Below are 22,206 nucleotides of genomic sequence, written 5' to 3'. Positions count from 1 at the left end.
ATTGTATATTGCGCATGTAAGCTTTACAACTTTATTGTCGGGTAAACCGGTCAGCCAGAGATTTCTGGCTGGCTTATTTGTTATCCTCTTTATAACCTATCTCGCCGTTAGTGGACATCAGAAACCACGATTCCTAAAAATATTGGAATGAATCGAAAAAGAATACGCGTTGTTGAGATAAACAATCAAATCTATACTTCATATGTAAGAACTAATCTAGCAAACAAACATAGGGGGATCAAAATGAAAAAAAAGATTTGGTCAACAATGCTGTCCGTTCTCGTCGTATCCAGCCTGCTTCTGATCAGCGCATGCGGCGGCGGCAACAATAACGGCGCATCTGGAAACAATTCATCCAAAACGGATAACTCGTCCAATGGGGGAGAAAAGGGTGAAGATGTCAAACCGAGCGGAAAGCGTGTCGTTATTCGATCGACCATGTACGAGCCGGAAATGACATCCGAAATGATTGCTGAATTCGAAAAAACACATACCAATATTAAAATCGAAAGAGTCGAGGCCGATTACAATAAGCTGATGGCCATGATGGCGGCGGGCAATGCGCCGGATATTATCCGGGCGGCAGGCGTAACCGAGGTGCCGGGATACGTATTGAAGGATATGGCGCTCGACTTAACGACGTATTTTGATTCCAGCACCGTATTCAAGCAGAACGATTTCTTGCCCATCGTGAATCAATTCCGTTTCGACAAAGCGACCGGCACGCATGGCCAAGGCGCGATATACGGATACCCGAAAGACTGGTCACCGGACTTCACGATCTATTACAACAAGAAAATGTTCGAAGAAGCGGGCATCCCACTGCCAAGCAGCACGGAGGCGATGACCTGGAAGGAGCTCATCGAGCTTGGGAAGAAGCTGACCAAGAAGAACGGTGAGAAGGTGACGCGTTATGGCTTGGTCTATTATAACGGTAACATTGCCGCACAGCAGGATTTATTGAACCTGCAGCTAATTCAGAGCGGAGCAAGCATGTTCAGCGAAGATTTCGGAGGCTCTGACTTGACGACTCCCGTCATGAAAGAGCTGCTGAACTTCTGGGTAGATGCGGCGCAATCGGGTGTTGGACCAAGTCCGCTGCATCAGGAGACGGATTGGGGCGGACAGTTGTTCGTGGATAATAAGGCGGCCATGATCATTGCCGGCTACTGGTTCTCCGGATTCTTGAAGGATAATCAGCTGACGAAAGACCGCATCGACGAGTTTGCCGTATCGCCCGCGCCGATGATGGAGGGCGGAACCCGGATCTCACCGTCAGCTTCGGGAACGGGTGCGATCATCTCCAGTAAAACGAAGCATCCGAAAGAAGCATGGGAAGTGTTCGAATGGTTCTTCGGCGGCAAGCCGGCTGAAGATCGCGCGAAAGCCGGATATGGGCTGCCGGCGACCAAAACGCTCATGAACATGCTTCCTCAAGATACGCCATTCAATAAGATGAATTATGATTTTGTTCAGAATGAATTGAAGTACAGTGAAGGGTATCTGAAATACAATCCATACTTGACTTATCAAGCCGTCAACGCCGTATTCGATAAGCATTTCACACCGGTTTACTTCGGCAAGGATACCGTGGATGGAGCGGGCCAAAAAATGACGGAAGAAATCAATACGCTCATCAATGAAGGTAAGCAGCTGATCGGCACGAACTGACGAATCGAGGGTAGGGGTTACCGGAGCGATCTTGGAGCTCCGGTAACCTTTATTCAAATACGACATAGGAAAGAGGGCAAGTATGAGTCAAGCGAAATCTACGGGTGCGATCATAACCGAGCAAACAGCCCGGATGCGCCCTGCATCCAAGAGGAGATCCATTAAAGCCGCCCTTGAGTTTTATCTCTTCATCTCTCCATGGTTTATCGTGTTTGTGCTGCTTGGATTGATTCCTTTGTTTTACGGCCTGTATTTAAGCTTCACCAACTACGCCGGGTTTAATATGGACCGGTTGAAGTTCGTCGGCTTCGACAACTATATCAAGGTTTTTACCGATAATGATGCGATGTATTCGCTTGGACGCACGATGCTGATCACTTGCATCAATGTTCCGGCAAGCATGGCAATCGGTTTATTGCTGGCCATTCTATTGAATCAGAACGTTAGAAACATTGGGCTTTACCGGACGTTGTTCTTCATTCCTTCCATTATTCCGATCGTGGCAGTCGGCACCATGTGGCGATCCTTGTTTACCAAGGAGGGGGTCATTAATCAGTATTTGGTGCAAGCAGGACTCGAGCCTGTCGACTGGCTCGGCTACGATTATGCCATGCTTCCCTTGTTCATTATGCTGATGTGGGGAGTTGGCGGAGGGATTCTCATCTATTTGGCGGGTTTAAAGGCGGTGTCCAAAGAGCTGTATGAAGCCGCGGCAATCGACGGAGCGACAACCGCACAGCGATTTAGCCGCATAACGCTTCCATTGATCACGCCCGTGCTATTCTTTCAATTCATTATGAATATTATCGGGTCCTTGCAAATTTTCGTGCAGCCTGTCTTGCTCGCAGCAAACTCGAACAGCTTATTGTCGACGCCGATCCGCCCCAATTATGTGTATTCCGTTCATGCTTTCCAGCAAATATTCGCATTCAACCGTTTCGGATACGGCCTGGCCTTACTGTGGGTATTGTTCTTGATGATCTTGCTATTCACGATTGTCATCTTTACGACCAGTAAGCTTTGGGTGTTCTACGAAGTCGAGCAGGAGGGAAAATAAGATGGTAGGTCAAAGCACGGGGAGTACGCTGGGGAGAGTAACCGTCTATGGCTTGCTGATCCTATTGTCGATCATTTTTGTCATGCCGCTGTATTGGCTTGTAACGAATTCCTTGCAGCTTGTCGGCTCATCCTCCAGCTTTTTGCCGGGAGGCTTACATTTTGAAAATTATTATTACGCGGCAACCTTGATCGATTATTGGAGCTATACTAAGAGCTCGATCATCCTAACGAGCATTTCCGTTGTTATTCCTACGCTTACAAGCGCATTGGTCGGGTTTGGATTCGCTCGGCTGCGCGGGCCGGGCAAAGGATTCTTATTTATGATGATGCTGTCGACTATGATGCTTCCTGGCATCGTGACGCAAATTCCGACGTATGTCATCTTTTTCAAGCTAGGCTTCCTGAATACGTATTGGCCCTGGTTATTCTGGGCGCTTGGCGGAAGCGCATTCAGTATATTTCTATACCGCCAGTTTTTCTCCTCGTTCCCGAAGGATTTGGAGGAAGCCGCGAGGATTGACGGCTGCTCGACCTTCCGGATTTTTTGGAACATCTTTATGCCGATTTCCTTCCCGGTTATTGCAACCGTTTCAATTTTATCCTTTAATGGTTCATGGGGGGGCGATTATTTAACGCCGTTTATGTTCCTCCAGGATGACAAATACCCGCTGGCAACGGCGCTCTTCTCGGTCGGATATGCTTTTCCGGGCGATCAACGAATCGAAATGACGCAGGTTTTAAATGCAGGGCTTGTGATGTTCGTACTTCCCATCATCGTCGTGTTTTTCATCGGACAGCGTTATTTGGTTGAAGGTGTCGTATCCTCTGCAGTTAAAGGATGATAGAACATGATGAATCCGAGCCGTGATTGTTTTAAGATGATTATTGTCGATGATGAGCATGAAATTCGGCAAGGTTTGAAAAACGCCGATTACGCTTCCCTCAACATCGAGGTCGTGGATGTGTGCGAGAACGGATTAGAAGCGTTAAAGTCGATGGACCAATCGCCCGTCGATATTCTATTAACCGATATCAAAATGCCGCTGATGGATGGCCTTGAGCTGATTCAGAAAGTGTCTCAGCGGCATCCCTATACGAAGAAAATCGTCTTGTCCGGTTATGGAGACTTTGAATACGCCAAGAGGGGAATCGAGTACGGCGTTCTTGACTATCTTTTGAAGCCGCTTGATTTCGAAGATTATTATGGTGTTCTAGCCAAAACAACCGCCATTCTAAACGAGGAAAGAGAGAAGCTTCTTCGTCAAGCCAATTTGGAACGCAAGGCCAAGCTATCCGCCCATCTGCTGCGTAAAAACTTCCTGGGCGAGCTTCTACGGAGCTCCTTGACGGAAGAAACGATCGAGCTGGACAGCGCCTCGGCTGAGGTCATGTTAGAGATGGATGGAACGTATGCGGTGTGCGTGCTGCGCTTTCAGTCCCATCCCCCAAGACCAAGCTATGACAAGGATTCCGAGTGGGGGCTGATCGTATTTACGCTGGATAATCTCCTGCAGGATCTATGGGACGAGAACGGGTACGGGTACCATTATGTAGATCCATATAATGGCCAATGTGCTCTGATCGTTGCCAATGCCGAGTGGATCGGAAGCTTGGAGGCCGGCCGAACGGACCTGGAGGGGGAACTGGATCGGATCGTGAAGGCGCTGAGACGCTTCCGCGGACTGTTCAAGTCGCATCTTGCGTATACAATCGGCCCGATAGTACATAGAGCGACGCGGATTCGCCATTCCTATCTCGATGCTGAATTCAAGTTCGAAGATGGCCCCGCGAATGAAGAGGCCGTTCGGGTAGTTTCCGAGAACCCGTCGGCTGGCAATGAGACGAAAACGGGACAGACGAATGGAAAACGTATGGTTCTCGAAGTCAAACGGTTTATCGAGCACAATTACGATCGGACGATTACGCTGGACGACGTCGCCAAGCATGTCCATTTGAATGCCAGTTACCTAAGTTATTTGTTCAAGGAGATAACGGGCATGAATTATATCGACTATGTGACCGAGTTCCGGATCGAGAAAGCGAAGACCATCCTGTCCGAGTCGAATTGGAAAATTTACGAGGTCGGGGAAATGGTCGGGTATGAGAATCCGCGCTATTTTACGCTTATTTTCAAGAAGTATACGGGTCAGACGCCGCTTGAATACCGAAATACAACCTACAAATCGCATGCCAAGGACGGATAACACATGAGGTTCCAACGCCATCGCAACCGCTTGATCCTAATCGCATTTCTTCTCAGTGTACTGTCGGGAAGTATTCTCATCTGCATCAGCTATTGGAATACGAGCGGCGTTGGCCTGGAAATCCATCATGCAGCCCAGCAAAATATAACCAAACATGCGGAAAGCCAGTTGGTAACCAAATTTAACGATATTAGCGCATTGGCTGCCCACCTTGAATCTGCCGATTATATGAATTATTCCCGAGAGTACTATAACCTTCGGGAGCCCGTCGAGGCGGAGCGCATCGGCAGAGATCTAAACGTGCGGCTAAACAAGCTTCACTTACAGCCGGACATGGTGGAGCGGGTTTATATCATCGGCGAGAACAAGAACCAGAAAAATTTAGGGAAATCATTCGAAGAACAAGGACTGATCCCTGAACAGGAAATACCTTGGATCGATGACCTGAGGGCCGTCGGTTTAATCGATTTATTCACGCGCTACTATGGCATGCCTTCCTTTATCCCGCAGGGGATGTTCACGGATAAATTAAACGATCTATCGATACCGGAAGAACGGCGCAGCCGGTTGAAAGCCTTCTTCGAAAGCATCGAGGGCCGTTTGATTATGAACAATGGCGTCAATTATTTGAACGTATTGACGGTTATCGTGCTGGACAATCGATTATTCACGTTGGCACTGCCTGACCGGGACAGCTGGGACGGTTACATTGGTGTATTGGATAATAATTCTCATGTGCTCTGGTCCAATTTCTCGAATGAAGCGACAATCCGGAAAGCCGTAGAGCAGCGGAAAGAGGGGCTGGCGAATTGGTCGCAAGGGCTGAGCAGCGATTATGAGGTCAGAACGGAAACGATCGCGCCTTACGGGATCGACTTCATGTTTTTCGAGAGAAAAGCAAGTAATGTCATTTGGGATCAAAGCTTGCTGCAAATCTGCGTGATTCTGTTTGGAATCATGTTAGTTGTAAACCTGCTCATCTCCTATAAAATCTCCAACATGATTATGTATCCCTTCAATGTTCTTGCCCGAATTTCCTGGAAGAAGGAAAAGGATATCGATTTTCAGCACATACCGGAGGAACGATTCGAACAGTTTGCGCTGTCCAAGATATCAATCCGGCAAAAAATTCTGCTGCTGTTAGTCACATCGGTCATGATTCCGTTCATTGCGGCTGTAGCGCTTCATGTTTCGTTGACGTATCACTCGTTGTTTAACAAATTAGTGCAGTCGACGGTGCAATCCTCCGATCAGCTCGTCAAGGAAATGCGCAATCGAATGGACAACTATGAGAGCCTGACCAACGGCATATCGGCCGACGGACGATTAACGAACTTATTTCTCTCTTATCAATACGCCCCGATCATGGACGATAAATTCCCGGTGTCCAGTTATCCGGGTCTTGTAGATGTATCTTATTTCGTTCTGTACAACAGCCAGGGGGTTGCCCGGTTTTCCTCCACGTTCATTAACAATATCACGTTGTTCCGGCTTTCGACATCGGAGTTGAATTCACTAAGCAAGCTGAAGCCGGAGCAAATCATCTGGATTACCGGGAAAAAGGATGTCTATAACCATACGGCGCTCATGCTCATTAAGAAGGTGAGCCTGCCGACCTCGGATGGCACGTCGATGGATGCTTATCTTCAAGTCGTCCTCAAGGAAGATGCGTTTCAATCCGTCACCTCGGGCCGCAGGGAAAGCCTGGTCCTGATGGATCGATCCGGGGAGGTCGTGTATACCAGCACGTCGGAGCCGGGGTTCACGGAAGCGGCGATTCAAGAGTTGAATGCTGGCGCGCTCGAGCAGGAGCAAGCCCATTTCGGGAAGGTGGAGGCCAGCAATCAGGTCATCCTGGAACGAGCGATACCCGAGTCGGAATGGACCTCTGTACTGTTCTATACGATCGATGACATCTATTTGAAAATCAATGAAATGTTTTACCGTTATTTGCTGTTAATCGTCCTGATTCTGCTGGCTATATTCGGCATGGTGTGGCATCTCTCCTTGTATCTGGTGAAGCCGATCGAACGGTTGAAGCGGGCGATGGAAGAAGGGGCAGCGCTCGGCGAGGCCGTTATGACGGATAGTAACCCGAGGGATGAGATCGGATTGCTGGTCCTAAGCTTCAATAACATGATCACCCGAATCAATGATCTCATGGAAGAAAATATCAATAAACAGATTCGGGAGAAGGAACTGGTGACCTCCAAGATGAAAGCCGAGCTTGGCATGCTGCAGCAGCAAATCAATCCTCATTTTCTATACAATACGCTGGAAGCGATCAATATGAGGGCCAGGCAGTACGGAGCGATGGAGGTCAGCGCAATGGTGAATTCCTTAGCTAATATATTCCGGTTTACGATCAATACCGGAAGCGAGGTCGTCTTGCTCTCTGAGGAAATTGAGCATGTCCGCAATTATTTAACGATTCAGGCGCTGCGTTTCAAAGATGCGTTCATCGTGAATTGGGACATCGATGACGAGGTTCCCCCTACGATTACTGTATTGAAGTTTATCCTGCAGCCGCTTGTCGAGAATGCGCTTCAGCATGGAATCGAAGAGCTCTACGAGCAAGGAGAAATCTATATCGGGGTCAAGATGCTCCAGGACGAAATCCGCATTCAAATTCGCGATAACGGACTCGGTATGAGCGACATCGCACTTCGTGAGATTCTTCGCTCGTTGAACGACAATTATGAAGCAGGCGCACAGAGCGATGACGAGCCGGGCAAGCGTTCCTCCGGGGTCGGTCTTAGAAACGTGTATTATCGGCTGCGAATTTATTATGGCGATTCGTTTGCCATGACGATTGAAAGCCAGGAATTTGAAGGAACGGCGATTACGCTTCGCATTCCCCTTCAACGATGATTGATAACGATGGGAGGTTTTGAGAATGAAGCAGTTGATCCGTGTGGTGATCATGTCCATCCTTCTTCAGCTAATGGTTGGATGCAGCGAATCTTCCCGCATTGTGGGTGAGGTAACCGCGTATGCTGCGCCCGGTGATTTGCCGGTTCATTTGCGCTCTACGGATTTTGCGGTCGCAGCGGGAGGCAAGGAAATTGATATGTACAATGGAGGCTATAATAGCTGGAATAATCCGGTGACATACGGCTCCTTCGACATGTCCGGCAGCGTTACGGTCACGATTACGCCGAGCGATGCCTTCGAAACCTACAAGCTGGTGCCGCGATCGCTGGGGATTGCTGGCAAGCGAAAGGGCGACAGCATCACCTTTACGCTTCAAGAGGCGGCGAATGTGACGTTAGTGCTCGATGACAACTATCAAGGCAAGGTGCTTCATTTGTTCGCTCAGACGGAAGAGACTGATATCCCGGATCGTACCGATCCGAACGTCATCTTCTACGAACCGGGTTATCACGATCTTGGCGGCTACGGTTCGGCGCCGATTTATTTGAAATCCGGCCAGACGCTGTACATCGCGGGCGGGGCGATCGTCAGGGGGCGTATACGGGCTAATGACGTATCGAACGTTACGATTAGAGGCCGGGGCATTCTGTTGAACGATTATACCGCCAATGACGAGCACGGGAATATTACGCTGGCGCTGAACTTCGCTACTCATTCCATGGTTCGGGATATCATCGTGAACAACGATACGAATAATTGGACGTCAGCGGTTCACGGCAGCAGCTTCGTGGAGGTGTTGAACTACAAGGGCATCAGTCCCCGATTCGCGAGCAGCGACGGCTTTGATATTAACAGCAGCCATGATATTACGTTCGACGGTTCATTCATCCATTCCGCAGACGATGCCGTAGCCATCAAGGGCTTGTCCGATGAGAAGGAAGCGGCCAAAGCATTGCCCATCTATAATATTACGTATAAGAACGCCCAGCTGTGGGCCGACGCCAATAACGCAATCGGAATCGGAGCGGAGACGGTCGCGGCCTATATCAAGAACATCCGGTTTGAAAATATCGATATTCTGTACAATTACGACGACCGCAATAATCCCGATGTGCTTCCGGACCGGTCTGCCATCAACATCTTCTCGTTAAACGCGACGCATTTCAGCGACATTACCTTCGAGGATATCCGGGTGGAGAAAGCCAAACGACTCATCAACATTCAGATGGACACCACCTTTTACTTCGGCGCCCTTCTCGGCAACTGGGTGGAGGACGGCTCAATGAGCGGGATTACCTATAAGAATATTACCTCCTATTCGGACGGGACTAATGAGATTAAGGTGGCTGGATGGGATGATAAGCATCTGATTTCGGATGTCGCTTTTCAGAATATTACCATCAACGGAAAGAAGGTCAAGAATACAAAAGAACCGTATTTTACGATCAATAAGTATACGAAAACGATCAACGTCCGATAGTGGCAGCGTGTTTAAGCATGAACGGTGACTTCCCTCGTTCATTGCGATCGAAGACGCAATCCCGCATTCTTCCGGAAGGGAGGTGAGTGAGGGTAGGGTTCACGTTAAGAATCGACAATCCTTGAAGGAGAGTGGGCAAGATGGTAAAGTCTAACGTCCATGCAAGCAAGGGAAGAAAGATCATCTATATGTTTCTGATCGCAGCCATCGTCATGCTTATTCTGGAATCCGGCTCTATGGCCGAGGCGTCGGGAACCATAACGGCTTATCCGGCTCCGGCCAATTTGCCCTCAGCTTATGCCTCGTCGGATTTTGCCGTAACGGCACAGGGCAGCCAGGTGGCCGTGTACAATGCAGGCAGCAACGCTTGGGGGAATGCTGTCAGTTACGGAGCGTTCGACATGTCAGGAAGTGTAACCGTTTCCATCACGCCGAACGCCGCTTATGGTTCCTATAAGCTGGTCCCTCAGTCGCTGGGACTGACCGGAACCCGAAGCGGGAATACGATTTCGTTTACACTGGACCATCCAGCTAACGTGTCGCTCGTATTGGACGGGAATTATCAGGGCAAGGTGCTGCACTTGTTCGCGCAAGCTCCCGAGACGAATATACCGGGCTCTTCCGACCCGAATATCATCTATTTCGGTCCCGGTTATCATGATTTGGGCGGTCCCGGGTCGACGCCGATCTATCTCGCCTCCAACCAAACGCTGTATATCGCGGCCGGCGCGGTGGTCCGAGGTCGTGTAAGGGCCAATGACGTTTCAAATGTGACGATAAGAGGCCGGGGCATTCTTCTGAACGACTACACAGCCAATGATGCGCACGGCAATATTACGATGGCGTTGAATTTCGCTGCTAATTCGAAGGTCCAGGATATCATCGTGAACAATAATACCGCGAACTGGACGTCGGCCGTCCATGGCAGCAGCTTCTTGAACATCACCAACTACAAAGGGATCAGTCCCAAATTCGCGAGCAGCGACGGTTTCGACATCAACAGCAGCCATGATCTTACGTTCGATGGTTTGTTCATTCGCTCCGCAGACGATTCCGTAGCCATCAAAGGCTTGTCGGATGAGACGGAGCCCGCGCGAGCGCTTCCGATCTATAATATTGAATTCAAGCACTCGCAGCTCTGGTCCGATGCGAATAACGCGATCGGAATTGGAGCCGAGACGGTAGCGGCCTATGTGAAGCACATCCGGTTTCAGAATATGGATATCCTCTATAATTATGATGACCGGTATCATCCCGACGTGCTGCCGGATCGTTCCGCGATTAATATCTTTGCTTTGAACGCCACGCACTTTAGTGATATTGTCTTTGAAGATATCCGGGTGGAGAAGGCCAAGCGGTTGATTAATGCTCAGATGGACACCTCCTTTTATTTTGGCGGGCTTCAGGGGAATTGGTCTTGGCCGGGCGAGATGAACGGAATCACGTATAGGAATATTACCTCGTATTCGGACGGAACCAATGAAATCAAGCTTGCGGGCTGGGATAATCAGCATCAAATATCCAATGTCTTGTTCGAGAATGTGGTCATCAACGGCAATCAGGTCGCCGATTTCAATGATCCGCATTTCAATATCAATGGCTATGCCAATCGGATTCAAGTGAAAAGCGCGAGTGGAACGGCAAAAACCCGGTTCAACGCGTCGGATCAGTTCACGGCTGCGCAGGGAAGCGATGGCTGGCATTATAGTACCCGCACAGGCGGAGGTACGGCTGTAGATATGAATTGGAATGTGGACGGCTCCAATCATTGGAGAGGACCGAATACGTATGACGCGATCTGGAATGATAGCGGCAGCATCTACCTGCATCCCGATAATAATCAGGCCGTACTGGAGTGGCAAGCGGCCAAGACGGGTACCGTTCGGATAACCGGACGGGTCAAGAAAGGGGCGACCGGCGGGGGCGACGGCGTGAAGGTCAGCCTATGGAAGAACAATACGATGATTTGGCCTTCCAATGGACAGTGGCAGACGATCGCCTATAACGATGCAACCGGCATCCCTCACGTTATTACGGCAGCCGTGACGCAGGGAGATACGCTGTCGTTCCGGGTGGATCAGATCACGAATAGCGCTTATGACACCACTTCATGGAATCCCGAGATCAACTATCAATTCAATAATGTGTTTAATGCCGCATGGGATATGGGGTATCTCCAAGGTACGAGAGGCTGGTACTATCGCGTGTGGCGGAGCGGGATCGGTACGACCCCGATGAGCTGGAATCCGGATGGCTCCAACCATTGGCGGGGTCCCGGCACTTACGATGCGATATGGAACGGTCCCGGCACGATGTATCTGCACCCTGATAATAGTCAGGCGATGCTGGAGTGGGCAGCTCCCAAGGCGGGAACCGTCCGCGTGAAGGGACTGGTGAAGAAGGCGAATACCCAAGGCGGAGACGGCGTGAATGTGAGCATATGGAAGAACGGTTCGATGGTATGGCCAACCAACGGACAGTGGCAGACCATTGGCTACAACGATGCAACCGGCGTCAACCACGATTTCATCTTGAGCCTCGCACAGGGGGATACGATTTCCTTCCGGGTGGATCAACGCGCCAATTCAGCTTATGATTCTACATCCTGGAACCCGATCATTACCTATTAAATCTTGATGTAAGCCCAAGCTCCGCGGATGAATGACATCCTGCGGAGCCTTTTTTTCGTTCAAGGATTCTTAAAGGCAGAATTGCTAAAAAAAGTGGAACAAATCAAAAAATTCACGGCGTTGTCCGGGGGACTCCCCCGATCTATAATCGTGTCTATACTGGAAAATCTAGATAAAAAACACCATCTAACGGGTGATGTTTCCTAGAGAAGGGGAGAGTCATTTGCACAACTCGGGGGAAGAAATTCGCAATACGTTTGAGCTTTATGCAAACGAAGCAGGCTGGGGAATCAAGAGAGGCGGCGAGCCGCTGATAGAGGCTGGAGACGGGAAGGGCTTACCGTCCCGGTAATCGATAATAGCCTTACCTTCAGCATGACACAAGGCAAGCCCTCAAGATCGAACCCGCCGATATGCGGCAGTGACACTGCTAGAGAAGTATGAAACGCATGTTTCTCCACCTAGACAAATAGGGTATCATGGTATGCGAACGAATGTTCTTCATGCGAAGTTAGAACCTCCCGAAGCCTTCCATATCCTCGATGCATCGGGCTGCTCATGCACAAGGGCTCTTATTAGCAGTACAACTAAACATGAAATAAGAGAGCGATGACTAGTATCTCAAAAGACATGATTTGACCGAAAACCTTGATTGGCTGCAGCCATTCAAGGTTTCTTTTTGGCGGGGGGCTGCCCGGAGCCGAATGAAAATCATCTAATTTCAAACTCCTCTAACCAAACACAATCACAGATGTTACAATGGAGCAAATTGGTAAAACTAGCTTTACCCGAGGAGGCTTGCCAAATGCTTTCAAGTCAACGTATTCATCATGTCAGTATCTTTGCGAAGGATCTAGAAATCTCCACTCGGTTCTATACGGACGTTGTAGGCATCCGAAGGATGGAGCGTCCTCCTTTCTCGAGCGCAGGGGTTTGGTTTGAGGTAGGAGAATCCGGGGCGCAGGTGCATCTGATGGAATTGCAGCCAGGATCGGATGTGCTGGATCGACCGCAGCATTCGGAGCATTTTGCGTTATGGATGGAAAGCTATGAGAAGACGATCCAGTGGCTCGAGCAGTGCAAGGTTCCGTACGATTCGTATCCGGACAGTGTGGCCGGGTTTGCTCAAATCTACATACGCGATCCAGATGGTCATCTCATCGAGCTTGCTTGCGATAAGAACAGTTAGCTCCAAATCGGAATCAATCTGCAATCATGTCATCTATTACTGACCGATTAAACAACTGCTAGAGCTCCAACAATCACCACTCGTACAGCAACAATCCACATGCAAGCACGATTGCGGTCTTTTCTCGCAGTCGTGTTTTCTGTTGTGATAGGCTTGGAATTTTTTGGTGCAGAGCGTGTTGCGGTATGCGATAATAGCGAGGAGCGAGTAAGTGCTTTCACGCAGAATCGCAAGGTTACATAATGGTCTGGGCGGGTACCGGATTCGGATCTCACATGAAGACTAGGATTTTGAATCCAGTTGTGTATTTCAAATCAATAAGGGAGAGAGAACATGCGGTTACAATCCAAAGTAGCAATCATATCAGGCGGAGCCTCTGGAATCGGGAGAGAAACCTGTCAGCTGTTCGCACGAGAAGGGGCCAAGATTGCCGTAATCGACATTAATGAGCAGCATGGCTTGCAGACGGTAGAGCTCATTCAACAAGAGGGCGGGGAAGCGATCTTCATTCGGACGGATGTCTCGAAAGAAGACGATGTGATTCGAATGGTAGACCAAGTCATAGAGCATTATCAGCGAATCGATGTGCTATTTAACAATGCGACGTGGTACACCATTGCAGCAGCAACCGACATGCCGCTTGCCGATTGGCAGAAGACGCTGGATATTAATTTGACAGGACCGTTCCTGTGCTGTAAATATGTGCTTCCAGAGATGATGAAGCACGGTGGTTCGATAATTAATACCTCATCTGTCGGAGGAACAAGTGCATTCTACAAGCATCCGGCCTACAATGCGGCCAAGGCGGGTGTTAATCTGCTGACTAAAAATTTGGCCCTCGATTACGGGAAGCATCAAGTACGGGTGAACTGTATCAGTCCTGGGATTATTGAGACTCCGTTGACCCAGCGAGATCTGCAAGATCCTGAGAAGTTCAATAACTTAACGGAAAGATGCTTCACCGGAAGAATCGGCAAGCCGTCTGACATTGCCTATGCCGCACTGTACCTGGCTTCCGATGAATCGACATTCGTAACAGGCAGCAATATGATGGTGGACAACGGCTGGACAGCAAGATAGCCTATCAGATATCGAACACTATAAACTTAAGAACAGGCTAGGGGCTGCCGCGGCAGCTCCTAGCCTGTTCTTTCTTATATCGTCATCTTAGAACGCTTCGTCTCGGAGATCAGCTGTATAAACTTACGCTCCGCCTCACCGAGATAGGCATCGGAACGACGTATATAGATGAAGCTAATATGGCGATAAGGCTCCGGGATGGCGAATAATCGCACAGAACCTTCACGCTCCAGCTTCTCAACGGAAGCACGCGACACCAGCGTAACGCCGAGCCCGGCAACAACCGTGCCGATAATGGTCTCGAGCGTACCGAATTCCATGATCTTTAAAGGTGGAAGACCTTCTTCCAATGCCCACCTCTGAAGTCTTGCCCGATACCCGCATCCTTGATTAAACACGAGCATGGGCAGGCCGAGCAGCTCCCTGCCTGTTTGTACCGTATGGGATTCTTCTCGGATCGTACCGCACACAAGTACAAGCTCCTCCTCGAACACCGGCACTTGTTCAAGAATAGGAACATCGACCGGTCCGGCAATGAAGGCTCCATCCAGCTTCCAATCCAGCACATCCTCCATTAAACGGCCGCTCACATCGGTAACAATCGAGAGCTCAACCTGCTTGTATTGACGGTAATAGGCGGATAGGATGTCGGGCAGACCAACCACCGTTTCGACCAATCCGATCCGAAGCGATCCTGCGGGATCATCCTCATCCTGGAAGGCTTTATTCATCTCGCTCATCAACCGCATCAACTGCTGCCCATAGGTGACGAGCTTTCGCCCTTCAACATTCAAGGTCATTCCGCGGCGATGGCGATGAAACAACGGGCGCCCAATCTCCTGCTCTAGTGAACGGATACGTGCCGTAACATTCGATTGAACATAACCTAATTGTTCGGCGGCACGGCTCACGCTGCCCTGTTCGACGACGGCCATGAAGATTCGAATATCTCCAATATTCATACCTGCTGCTCCTTACCCAATGAATGGAGTTTATCTATCAAATCGATTGATGGATAAGATCATATCTAACTATTGTACAAGATATCATAATCGGGATACGATAGTCACGGTCCGATTATGTACGAGGATGAGTTGGATATATTCGAGGTAGATGGGGATGGGAGTGTTGGAGCATCATGAGTAAATTACAGCTATGGATCGGCGCATTATATTGCTTCATTGCCGCGGTAGCATGGGGAGCCGTATTTCCGATTGCCGAGCGTGCGCTGCATCATATGGATCCCTTCTGGATGACCACGTTCCGATATGGTACAGTAGCACTCCTGTTAGGGGGTATTCTGTATTATAAAGAAGGGCGAAGCGCCTTTAAGCTTGAACGTGGCGGGCGCAAGCTGGTCGCTTTCGGTACATGCGGCTTTACGATTAATAGTATGGGCTTGTTCTGGGGACAAAAACAGCTAGGGCCATCGGGGGTGCTGCTTACCTCCATCATGGAAGCATTCATGCCGCTTCTTGTTGTGCTTCTGGTATGGAGTACGACGCGGCAACGGCCTCAGGCCGGAACATTGTCATGTATCGGATTGGCCTTTATTGGCGTACTGTTCGTCATCACGAAAGGCGATCTAAGTATGCTGGGCAGCAGCGAGCTGCGAATATTACCGCTTCTATCGATTCTGATCGGTGTTGCAGGCTGGGTAGTATATACGGTGGGCAGCGGGTATTTTCAAGGCTGGTCGGCGCTTAGGTATTCCACGATGACCTGTATATTGGGTTCCCTCGTATCGCTTATTCTGAACAGTGTCATGACATGGAGCGGCGTACTCACCTTTCCGACTGCGGCGCAGATAGTGCCTACGCTGCCATACTTGGCATTCCTAATCGTGATCGGCGGTGTTGTTGCCCTGCTCGCTTGGTTCAAAGGGATCGAGCTGCTAACGTCAGTCAACGGGATCTTGTTCATTAACTTCGTACCGGTAACGACCTTCTTGATCGCTGCCTCCGCAGGACATCACGTCCGCTTCGAGGAATGGCTGGGGATGGTTCTCATCATTGCTGCCGTTGCGGCAAACAATGTCATAAGCCGCAGAAGCAGTCTTCAACCGAACATTTCGACCAGCGTATAAAAGGAAATGAATGTCATCTCGCGAATATCCATAGATGAAGCCAAAAAGTGCAGCTGAATCGTGATCAAGGAGGCGTGATGTATGATGGAAGTGTACCTGGTTGAGAAAGAGGCGATTCGGCTTATAGGGATGTCCGTGCAAACCAAACTACAGGATGCCGAGGCGAACCTCGTCCCGTTGAATGACAGCTATAACAAGAGGATAGCTGAGATTAACAACCAGGTTCATTCGTCATTTGACTATGCGGTTTCAATCGACCCGCCAGATTATCATGTGGAAACCGATGAATTCACTTTTATAATCGGAGCGGAAGTCGATGATCTCAATGATGTTCCGCTTGGAATGGTGTCGCTTGAGCTCCCGTCCTATACCTATGCCTCTGTGAAGAAAACAGGTGATTCAACGTTTGGGTTCTTAATGAAGTGGGTGAATGCGTCACCGCATTTCGAATTAGCGGAGACGTACAGTATCGAATTCGATCGTTCTCAAGAAGAGGTAACCTTAATGTTTCCTCTGAAGAAGAAGTAGATTTCCGCCTATAAATTCATTTGCAATTGCTGCCAAGTATGATACGATGTTTCAAAAGTAAATCTTTTGTTTAGGAGTGTTAAACGGTTGGATAAATGGAATACGAAGTGGTTGAAGGTTGCGACGTATTTGTTGTTAGTATTCTCCGTCGTCTTTTTTGCTAGCGGGCAGGTTGTTAGCGCAGGTTGCCTCATGTTCTCATCGGTCATGTTATTCTTGAGCTTGCAATTAGTAGAGATCGATCGGATGAGGAAAGCCAGGGCGGCCAGTAAGCTGTAAGCTGTAGAGGCCAATGGATGATCAATGTCTAACGAATGGCACATATATAGATCGGTTTCGGCCCGCTAATCAAGCGGGTTTTTCTTTTCTCTGATCCTAATTTGAGCCAGATTATAAAGCGGGAGGTACGGTTTGTTTGTTGAATCGAATGAAATCCAATTATTTTGTACTCTTACTCGTCGTATTCGGCGGATTTCTTATTTTTGGTTTCTCAGAAAATATTAAAGGTCCCGCTATTCCCAAAATGCAAGCTGACTTTCAGTTGAGTGAAGCCCAGCTTGGCATGCTGCTCGCGCTGAATTCCCTGGGCTATCTGGTAGCCTGTATGTTCACATCGGCACTATCGAATCGAATCGGGATTAAGTGGACTGGCATCGCCGCCTTCACATCGATGGCGGTCGCTGGATTCCTGATGTATCAATCGACGAGCTATACATCACTTTCCGCCTCTTATTTTCTGATGTACATCGGCAACGGCATGCTTGAGATCGGTCTGGCTATTATGGCCGCTCGTATTTTCACGAAGAACACCGGAACGATGATGAACCTCTCGCATTTTTTCTATGGGCTGAGCTCGACGGTTGCACCAATCTTTGCCGCTTCGATGATGGGGTGGCAAGTGTTTGGAGGAGAACTGGGATGGCACGGGATGTATCTGATTATGCTGTCCCTCTCGCTTCTGCCGATTATTCCATCGCTACTCGGCAAATTTCCGATAGGAACCGAGGAGAGAGGCGAACGGGTCTCCTATAAAGAAATGATACGGGATCCAATTGCTTGGCTGATCGTGACGATTCTGTCCTTCGGTGTGGTTTCCGAGCTGGCCATTGGGAGCTGGCTTGTGAATTTTCTGGAGAAAGCCTACGGCTGGTCGATCGATGACGCCTCGGGGATGCTGTCTATTTTCTTTCTATTCTTCATGCTGGTCAGACTTCTCCTAGGACCGATTACGGATAAAATCGGCTATACGGTCTCCATCATGATCTTTGCAGCCTTCTCCGGAATATGCAGCTTGGCGGGTGTAATAATCGGCGAAGGGGGGGCGATTCTATTTGCCATAGCCGGCATTGGCATCGCCCCGATCTACCCGACGGTGATGGCGCTGCTTGCCAAGCGCTACCCGAAAGGCACCGACACGGCTATTACCTTCACGGTAACACTCATGGGGATTGCCAGCGTGATCGGAAATTTGGTCATTGGATTCATTATCGAGCTCGTCAATAAAATAGCTGCTAAGCCCGGAGCAATGGAAAGTCCGATCATCGGCCTTCAGGCCGGGTATGCCTTTATCGGTCTATTAGCCTTGCTGTGCTCCGCATGCTGCACCTATATGTATGTCAATCTTCGCAAGAGAAACGAAATTCTTTGACCTCTAACAAAATGCGAGCATGGTTAATCACTCATCTGGGGAGATGACCATACAATGCATAAGTTAACGGCTAAGGAGTGAAGAGGAGCTTGACTAAATTATCGTTAGAAGCAGCGAAAGTGTTGATTGCAGCTGGGGAAAGAAAAGCAAAGGAAATGGGGCTGTCAGCTGATATTGCCATTGTAGATGACGGTGCTCACCTAATTGCGTTCCATCGTATGGACAATGCACGTATTGCAGGCATTGAGATTTCACAGAACAAGGCATGGACAAGTGTCGCCATGAAGATGCCGACCGCTAATTTGGCCCAGGCCGCTCAAGCCGGCGGACCCTCATTCGGAATCAATACGACTAATCAAGGGAAAATTGTCATCCTAGGGGGAGGAATCCCGCTTGCCTGGGATGGCGTTATCGTCGGAGGCGTGGGCGTGAGCGGCGGCTCGAGCGCGCAGGATGTCGAAATCGCGAACGCTGTTGTTCTTGCTTTTGAGAGCATGAGGGGATATGGCGGCCCACAGATTGCTACGGTGCGCATCGGATCCTTCAATCCTTACAGTGAAATGGGCAACTACTGATTGAGTTAAGGAATAGTGTTGAAGAACACAGCGGGTGGCTGAGCTGAAACACGAATAGCAGTTTGCAAACCCACTGAGGTCGATGGCGAATAAACCATCGGCCTCAGTGTTTTTGCATGAAAAAAAGTGCTTCGCGTAGTTGACGACCAAGATATATAATTGTAAACTTTTAATAGAAATTGTAGACTAAAATAGTTTGACCTACTCTATTTTGTTCTATTGGGATCAGTTACCTGCCGCTCAACCGGTCGTTATAGGTCAATTGATTCAACCACCGTCCTGAAAGGGCTGTTTTTCAATGTAAGGCATGCGGCTAGTATTATAGCTTAGTTTCTATTCCGATTAGTGAGGGTGATCTTGCAATGAAAGCGGTTGTAGTCTATGGAAACGGCGAAGTGAATCGAGTTGATCTGCCGATGCCCGAAATTGGCGATTATGAATGTCTCATTCAGATGAAGGCTTGCGGGATATGCAATAGTACGGATCTTAAGATCATCAAGAACAAAATCAATTTCCTCTCTATTACATACCCTGCGATTCTGGGACATGAGAATGTTGGCGAAGTTGTGGCGGTTGGGGATAAGGTCAAGTACATCAAGGTGGGCGACAGATTCGTAAATCCGCTGACGAAGCTTCCCCAAGACTCGCCGTTTCACTCCGCGTTCGGAGGGTTTATGGAGTATGGATTCGTACAAGACAGAAAAGCCATGTTCGAGATGGGGCTTGCCGATAGTCCGCTGGAGCTGGGCGCATGCCGCCAAATCCCCAGCGATTTTGATTATACTGACGCAGGTATGCTGCTTACCTTGAAAGAAACGTACAGCTGTCTGGATAATTTCGGCTTTCGACCGGGTATGGAGGTCCTCGTTTATGGGGATGGCCCAGTCGGTCTAAGCATCGCAAAGTTTCTAAGACTCGAAGGCGCGTCTTATATTGCTAGTGTGGGACATCATCATGACCGTCTCGAGATCATTCGAACAAGAGCCGCGATCGATCTGGCCATTAATTCTCATGAAACGGATGTGAACGCTGCCGTTGGCGGGAGAAGATTTGATCTTGTCATCGACGCTGTAGGAAGCACATCCATCATTAAGGAAGGGGTAAATCTTCTCAAGCGAGGCGGCAAGCTTGGCGTATACGGCGTATTGGATCAGAATGATGGCATGCTGAATCTATTTGACATCCCTAGCCATACGAATATCCACATGCTGATGCTGCCTTACGGAGAGCATAATTACCACGATAAGGTGATGGAGATGATCGCCAAGGGTGACATCAACCCGAAGGATTACTACTCTCATGTGATGCCGGTTGAAGAGATTGAGCAAGCGGTACAAATGACGGCAGACCGGAGCGCGCTTAAAGTTATTGTTACTTTCTAAATCCACAACCAGCTGTATCCATTCAGAGTTCCAATCCGAAGAGGGAAGTCCATCTTGAACAGAGTCAGGTCATCCGCGGCTGAACAAGAGCGCGCTGGAGCATTTTATAACAGCCTATTATCCAATGCTTCTCAATTTCCGATTTCCTTCGTATATGACGGCAAAGCCCATCACGGTCTGAATGAGCAATTTTCAATCGAGGTAGAACGGATCGGTCAAGCCGGCGACAAGGAAACAGCTGTCATTACGGCAATGCATGATTCCGGGCTGCAAGTTACGATACATACGGCGCTGTATCCCGAGTACATCCGCAAGTGATGATCGACTCCTGCGCATCAGGCGGACGCCGGAACGATCTGGAAAGTATGCGGTGTTCGGTGCCGCTTCACAAGACGGATGCCGATTATTCCGATTTCACACTCAAGCATTGCATGCATCAATCGCTCTATAATTGGTTTCCGTATTATGGGACGCCTGTTACCGGGCCGGGATATCCCGACCCTTCAGACAAATATGCGATGCGCTCGGCTTATGTCCCTTGGATTGCGCTTGGCTTTGATGTGCGCAAGGATAATGTCGACTATGCATTCGTTAAAGACTGCCTCGACGAGTGGAAGCAGTTCAATCATTTGTTCTATGAGGACTATTACCCGCTGACGCAATGGAACCGTTCAGAACGTGAATGGGAAGGCTGGGAGTTCATTAACCCGGAGAAGGGCGAGGGCGTTATCCAGCTGTTCCGACGAGAGTTGAACGAGGAATCGGAGAAGCGGTTCAAGCTGTTTGGTCTTGATGAGAACGCGACCTACCTGTTGAAGGACCTGGATCAAGGAACGACAAGGGCTTCCGGCAGGGAGCTCATGCAGGATGGATATCGAGCGGTTATTCCAACGGCGCGCGGAAGTGCGGTCATTCTGATAAACAGACTGGAGGAATAGGCTTCGGCTGGGGAGCAGAAACATTGAACGCTAGAGCAGGTGCAGCTAGAGGAGGCTCCACATGGAATTTCAAAGCAAGGTAGCGTTGGTTACAGGAGCGGGGAATGGGATTGGAAAATCCATCGCTGGAGCATTGGCCCGGGACGGAGCAACGGTTATCGCAGTTGATATCGACGGAGAGGCTGCGGATCGCACAGCCCAAGAGATCGTCGGCCAAGGCAGGAAGGCATTCGCATACACGGCCGATGTTTCTCAGAAAGGTGAAGTCAAGCAGCTGGTACTCCAGATTAAGGAAGTCTACGGCAGTATTGACGTGCTGATCAATAATGTTGGACTGACGATCCGCAAGCCTATCGTTGATTTCACAGAGGATGAATGGGATTATGTGTTTAATACGAACTTGAAATCTCTCTATTTCTTTGCGAAGGAAGCGGGTAGAATCATGCTGGCGAATAAATCCGGAGCGGTTGTGAATATATCATCTATTCACGCTCTGGGAGGCATTCCGCGCAGGCTTCCTTATTCGGTATCGAAAGCGGCAGTAGACAGCTTTACCAGAACATTGGCATGTGAATGGGCGCTGGACGGCATTCGGGTTAATACCGTTACACCGGGTTACATTCTAACGGATGGGTTGAAGCTGGCCTTCGATACCGGGGCATTGAATCAGGAGGACATGGTCCGAAGAACGCCGCTCGGACATCTGGGCACACCGGAGAATATAGCAGATGCGGCCTTATTCCTGTGCTCCTCCCGAGCTGAATTCATTACGGGCACAACCTTATACGTGGATGGCGGATATTCCGCTTATCATGGTCCAGAGCGGTTACCCTACAATCTATGACATACATAACGGCTGTGT

At 49.2% G+C, this 22,206-nt stretch carries 20 protein-coding genes; 19 read left to right on the top strand and 1 reads right to left on the bottom strand.

Annotation, left to right across the window (positions count from 1 at the left end):
• Positions 1–243 precede the first annotated feature (243 nt).
• The 10 genes from NNL21_RS01900 to NNL21_RS01855 all read left to right on the top strand — a co-directional run bounded on the left by NNL21_RS01900 (position 244) and on the right by NNL21_RS01855 (position 14,187).
• Positions 244–1,671 (top strand): ABC transporter substrate-binding protein, encoded by a 1,428-nt coding sequence (locus tag NNL21_RS01900; protein WP_204815746.1) that lies wholly within the window; start codon positions 244–246, stop codon positions 1,669–1,671.
• A gap of 82 nt (positions 1,672–1,753) precedes the next feature.
• Positions 1,754–2,728, top strand: a complete 975-nt coding sequence (locus tag NNL21_RS01895) for a carbohydrate ABC transporter permease (RefSeq protein WP_204815738.1) — start codon at positions 1,754–1,756, stop codon at positions 2,726–2,728.
• A 1-nt stretch (position 2,729) separates the two neighbouring features.
• The gene (locus NNL21_RS01890) at positions 2,730–3,572 is read left to right on the top strand and encodes a carbohydrate ABC transporter permease (RefSeq protein ID WP_204815736.1); all 843 of its coding nucleotides are present in this window, start codon (positions 2,730–2,732) and stop codon (positions 3,570–3,572) included.
• 6 nt (positions 3,573–3,578) lie between these two features.
• Positions 3,579–4,934 carry a response regulator transcription factor gene (locus NNL21_RS01885; RefSeq protein ID WP_204815733.1) on the top strand — a complete coding sequence of 452 codons (1,356 nt, stop codon included), beginning with the start codon at positions 3,579–3,581 and terminating at the stop codon, positions 4,932–4,934.
• A 3-nt stretch (positions 4,935–4,937) separates the two neighbouring features.
• Positions 4,938–7,805, top strand: a complete 2,868-nt coding sequence (locus tag NNL21_RS01880) for a sensor histidine kinase (protein ID WP_204815732.1) — start codon at positions 4,938–4,940, stop codon at positions 7,803–7,805.
• Between the two features lie 25 nt (positions 7,806–7,830).
• Positions 7,831–9,288: a glycosyl hydrolase family 28 protein gene (locus tag NNL21_RS01875; RefSeq protein WP_204815730.1), complete on the top strand. Its 1,458-nt coding sequence runs from the start codon at positions 7,831–7,833 to the stop codon at positions 9,286–9,288.
• 140 nt (positions 9,289–9,428) lie between these two features.
• Entirely contained in the window at positions 9,429–11,918 is a 2,490-nt protein-coding gene (locus NNL21_RS01870; RefSeq protein WP_204815728.1) for a glycosyl hydrolase family 28 protein, read from the top strand.
• A gap of 223 nt (positions 11,919–12,141) precedes the next feature.
• Positions 12,142–12,270, top strand: coding sequence for a hypothetical protein (locus NNL21_RS01865; RefSeq protein WP_256555007.1), 129 nt, complete (start codon positions 12,142–12,144; stop codon positions 12,268–12,270).
• A gap of 453 nt (positions 12,271–12,723) precedes the next feature.
• A complete protein-coding gene (locus NNL21_RS01860) occupies positions 12,724–13,107 on the top strand; it encodes a VOC family protein (protein WP_204815726.1) in 384 nt (127 codons plus the stop codon).
• 333 nt (positions 13,108–13,440) lie between these two features.
• A complete protein-coding gene (locus NNL21_RS01855; RefSeq protein ID WP_204815716.1) occupies positions 13,441–14,187 on the top strand; it encodes an SDR family NAD(P)-dependent oxidoreductase in 747 nt (248 codons plus the stop codon).
• 74 nt (positions 14,188–14,261) lie between these two features.
• Here the strand turns inward: NNL21_RS01855 and NNL21_RS01850 are convergent, their stop codons facing one another.
• Positions 14,262–15,149, bottom strand: coding sequence for a LysR family transcriptional regulator (locus NNL21_RS01850; protein WP_204815714.1), 888 nt, complete (start codon positions 15,147–15,149; stop codon positions 14,262–14,264).
• A gap of 176 nt (positions 15,150–15,325) precedes the next feature.
• On the opposite strand from NNL21_RS01850, the gene NNL21_RS01845 reads away from it, so the two are divergent.
• The 9 genes from NNL21_RS01845 (at position 15,326) to NNL21_RS01805 (ending at position 22,188) form a co-directional block, all read left to right on the top strand.
• On the top strand, positions 15,326–16,273 hold the full coding sequence (locus NNL21_RS01845; protein ID WP_204815712.1) for a DMT family transporter: 948 nt from the start codon (positions 15,326–15,328) through the stop codon (positions 16,271–16,273).
• An 81-nt stretch (positions 16,274–16,354) separates the two neighbouring features.
• The gene (locus NNL21_RS01840; protein WP_204815710.1) at positions 16,355–16,801 is read left to right on the top strand and encodes a GyrI-like domain-containing protein; all 447 of its coding nucleotides are present in this window, start codon (positions 16,355–16,357) and stop codon (positions 16,799–16,801) included.
• Positions 16,802–16,888: 87 nt separating this feature from the next.
• Complete coding sequence (locus NNL21_RS01835) at positions 16,889–17,080, top strand: hypothetical protein (protein ID WP_204815697.1); 192 nt, start codon at positions 16,889–16,891, stop codon at positions 17,078–17,080.
• Between the two features lie 148 nt (positions 17,081–17,228).
• Positions 17,229–18,449, top strand: a complete 1,221-nt coding sequence (locus NNL21_RS01830; protein ID WP_204816725.1) for an MFS transporter — start codon at positions 17,229–17,231, stop codon at positions 18,447–18,449.
• A gap of 89 nt (positions 18,450–18,538) precedes the next feature.
• Positions 18,539–19,024, top strand: coding sequence for a GlcG/HbpS family heme-binding protein (locus NNL21_RS01825; protein ID WP_204815696.1), 486 nt, complete (start codon positions 18,539–18,541; stop codon positions 19,022–19,024).
• 362 nt (positions 19,025–19,386) lie between these two features.
• Complete coding sequence (locus tag NNL21_RS01820; protein ID WP_204815695.1) at positions 19,387–20,406, top strand: zinc-dependent alcohol dehydrogenase; 1,020 nt, start codon at positions 19,387–19,389, stop codon at positions 20,404–20,406.
• A 54-nt stretch (positions 20,407–20,460) separates the two neighbouring features.
• Positions 20,461–20,724, top strand: a complete 264-nt coding sequence (locus tag NNL21_RS01815) for a hypothetical protein (RefSeq protein WP_204815691.1) — start codon at positions 20,461–20,463, stop codon at positions 20,722–20,724.
• Complete coding sequence (locus NNL21_RS01810) at positions 20,724–21,344, top strand: GH36 C-terminal domain-containing protein (RefSeq protein ID WP_256555086.1); 621 nt, start codon at positions 20,724–20,726, stop codon at positions 21,342–21,344. Before NNL21_RS01815 ends, NNL21_RS01810 begins: the two co-directional genes overlap by 1 nt.
• A 61-nt stretch (positions 21,345–21,405) precedes the next feature.
• On the top strand, positions 21,406–22,188 hold the full coding sequence (locus NNL21_RS01805; RefSeq protein WP_204815687.1) for an SDR family NAD(P)-dependent oxidoreductase: 783 nt from the start codon (positions 21,406–21,408) through the stop codon (positions 22,186–22,188).
• Positions 22,189–22,206: the final 18 nt, after the last annotated feature.

Origin of the sequence: Paenibacillus mendelii (assembly GCF_024498075.1) — a bacterium.
Taxonomy (GTDB): domain Bacteria; phylum Bacillota; class Bacilli; order Paenibacillales; family Paenibacillaceae; genus Paenibacillus_Z; species Paenibacillus_Z mendelii.
This window is presented reverse-complemented; position numbering and strand designations above follow the sequence as displayed.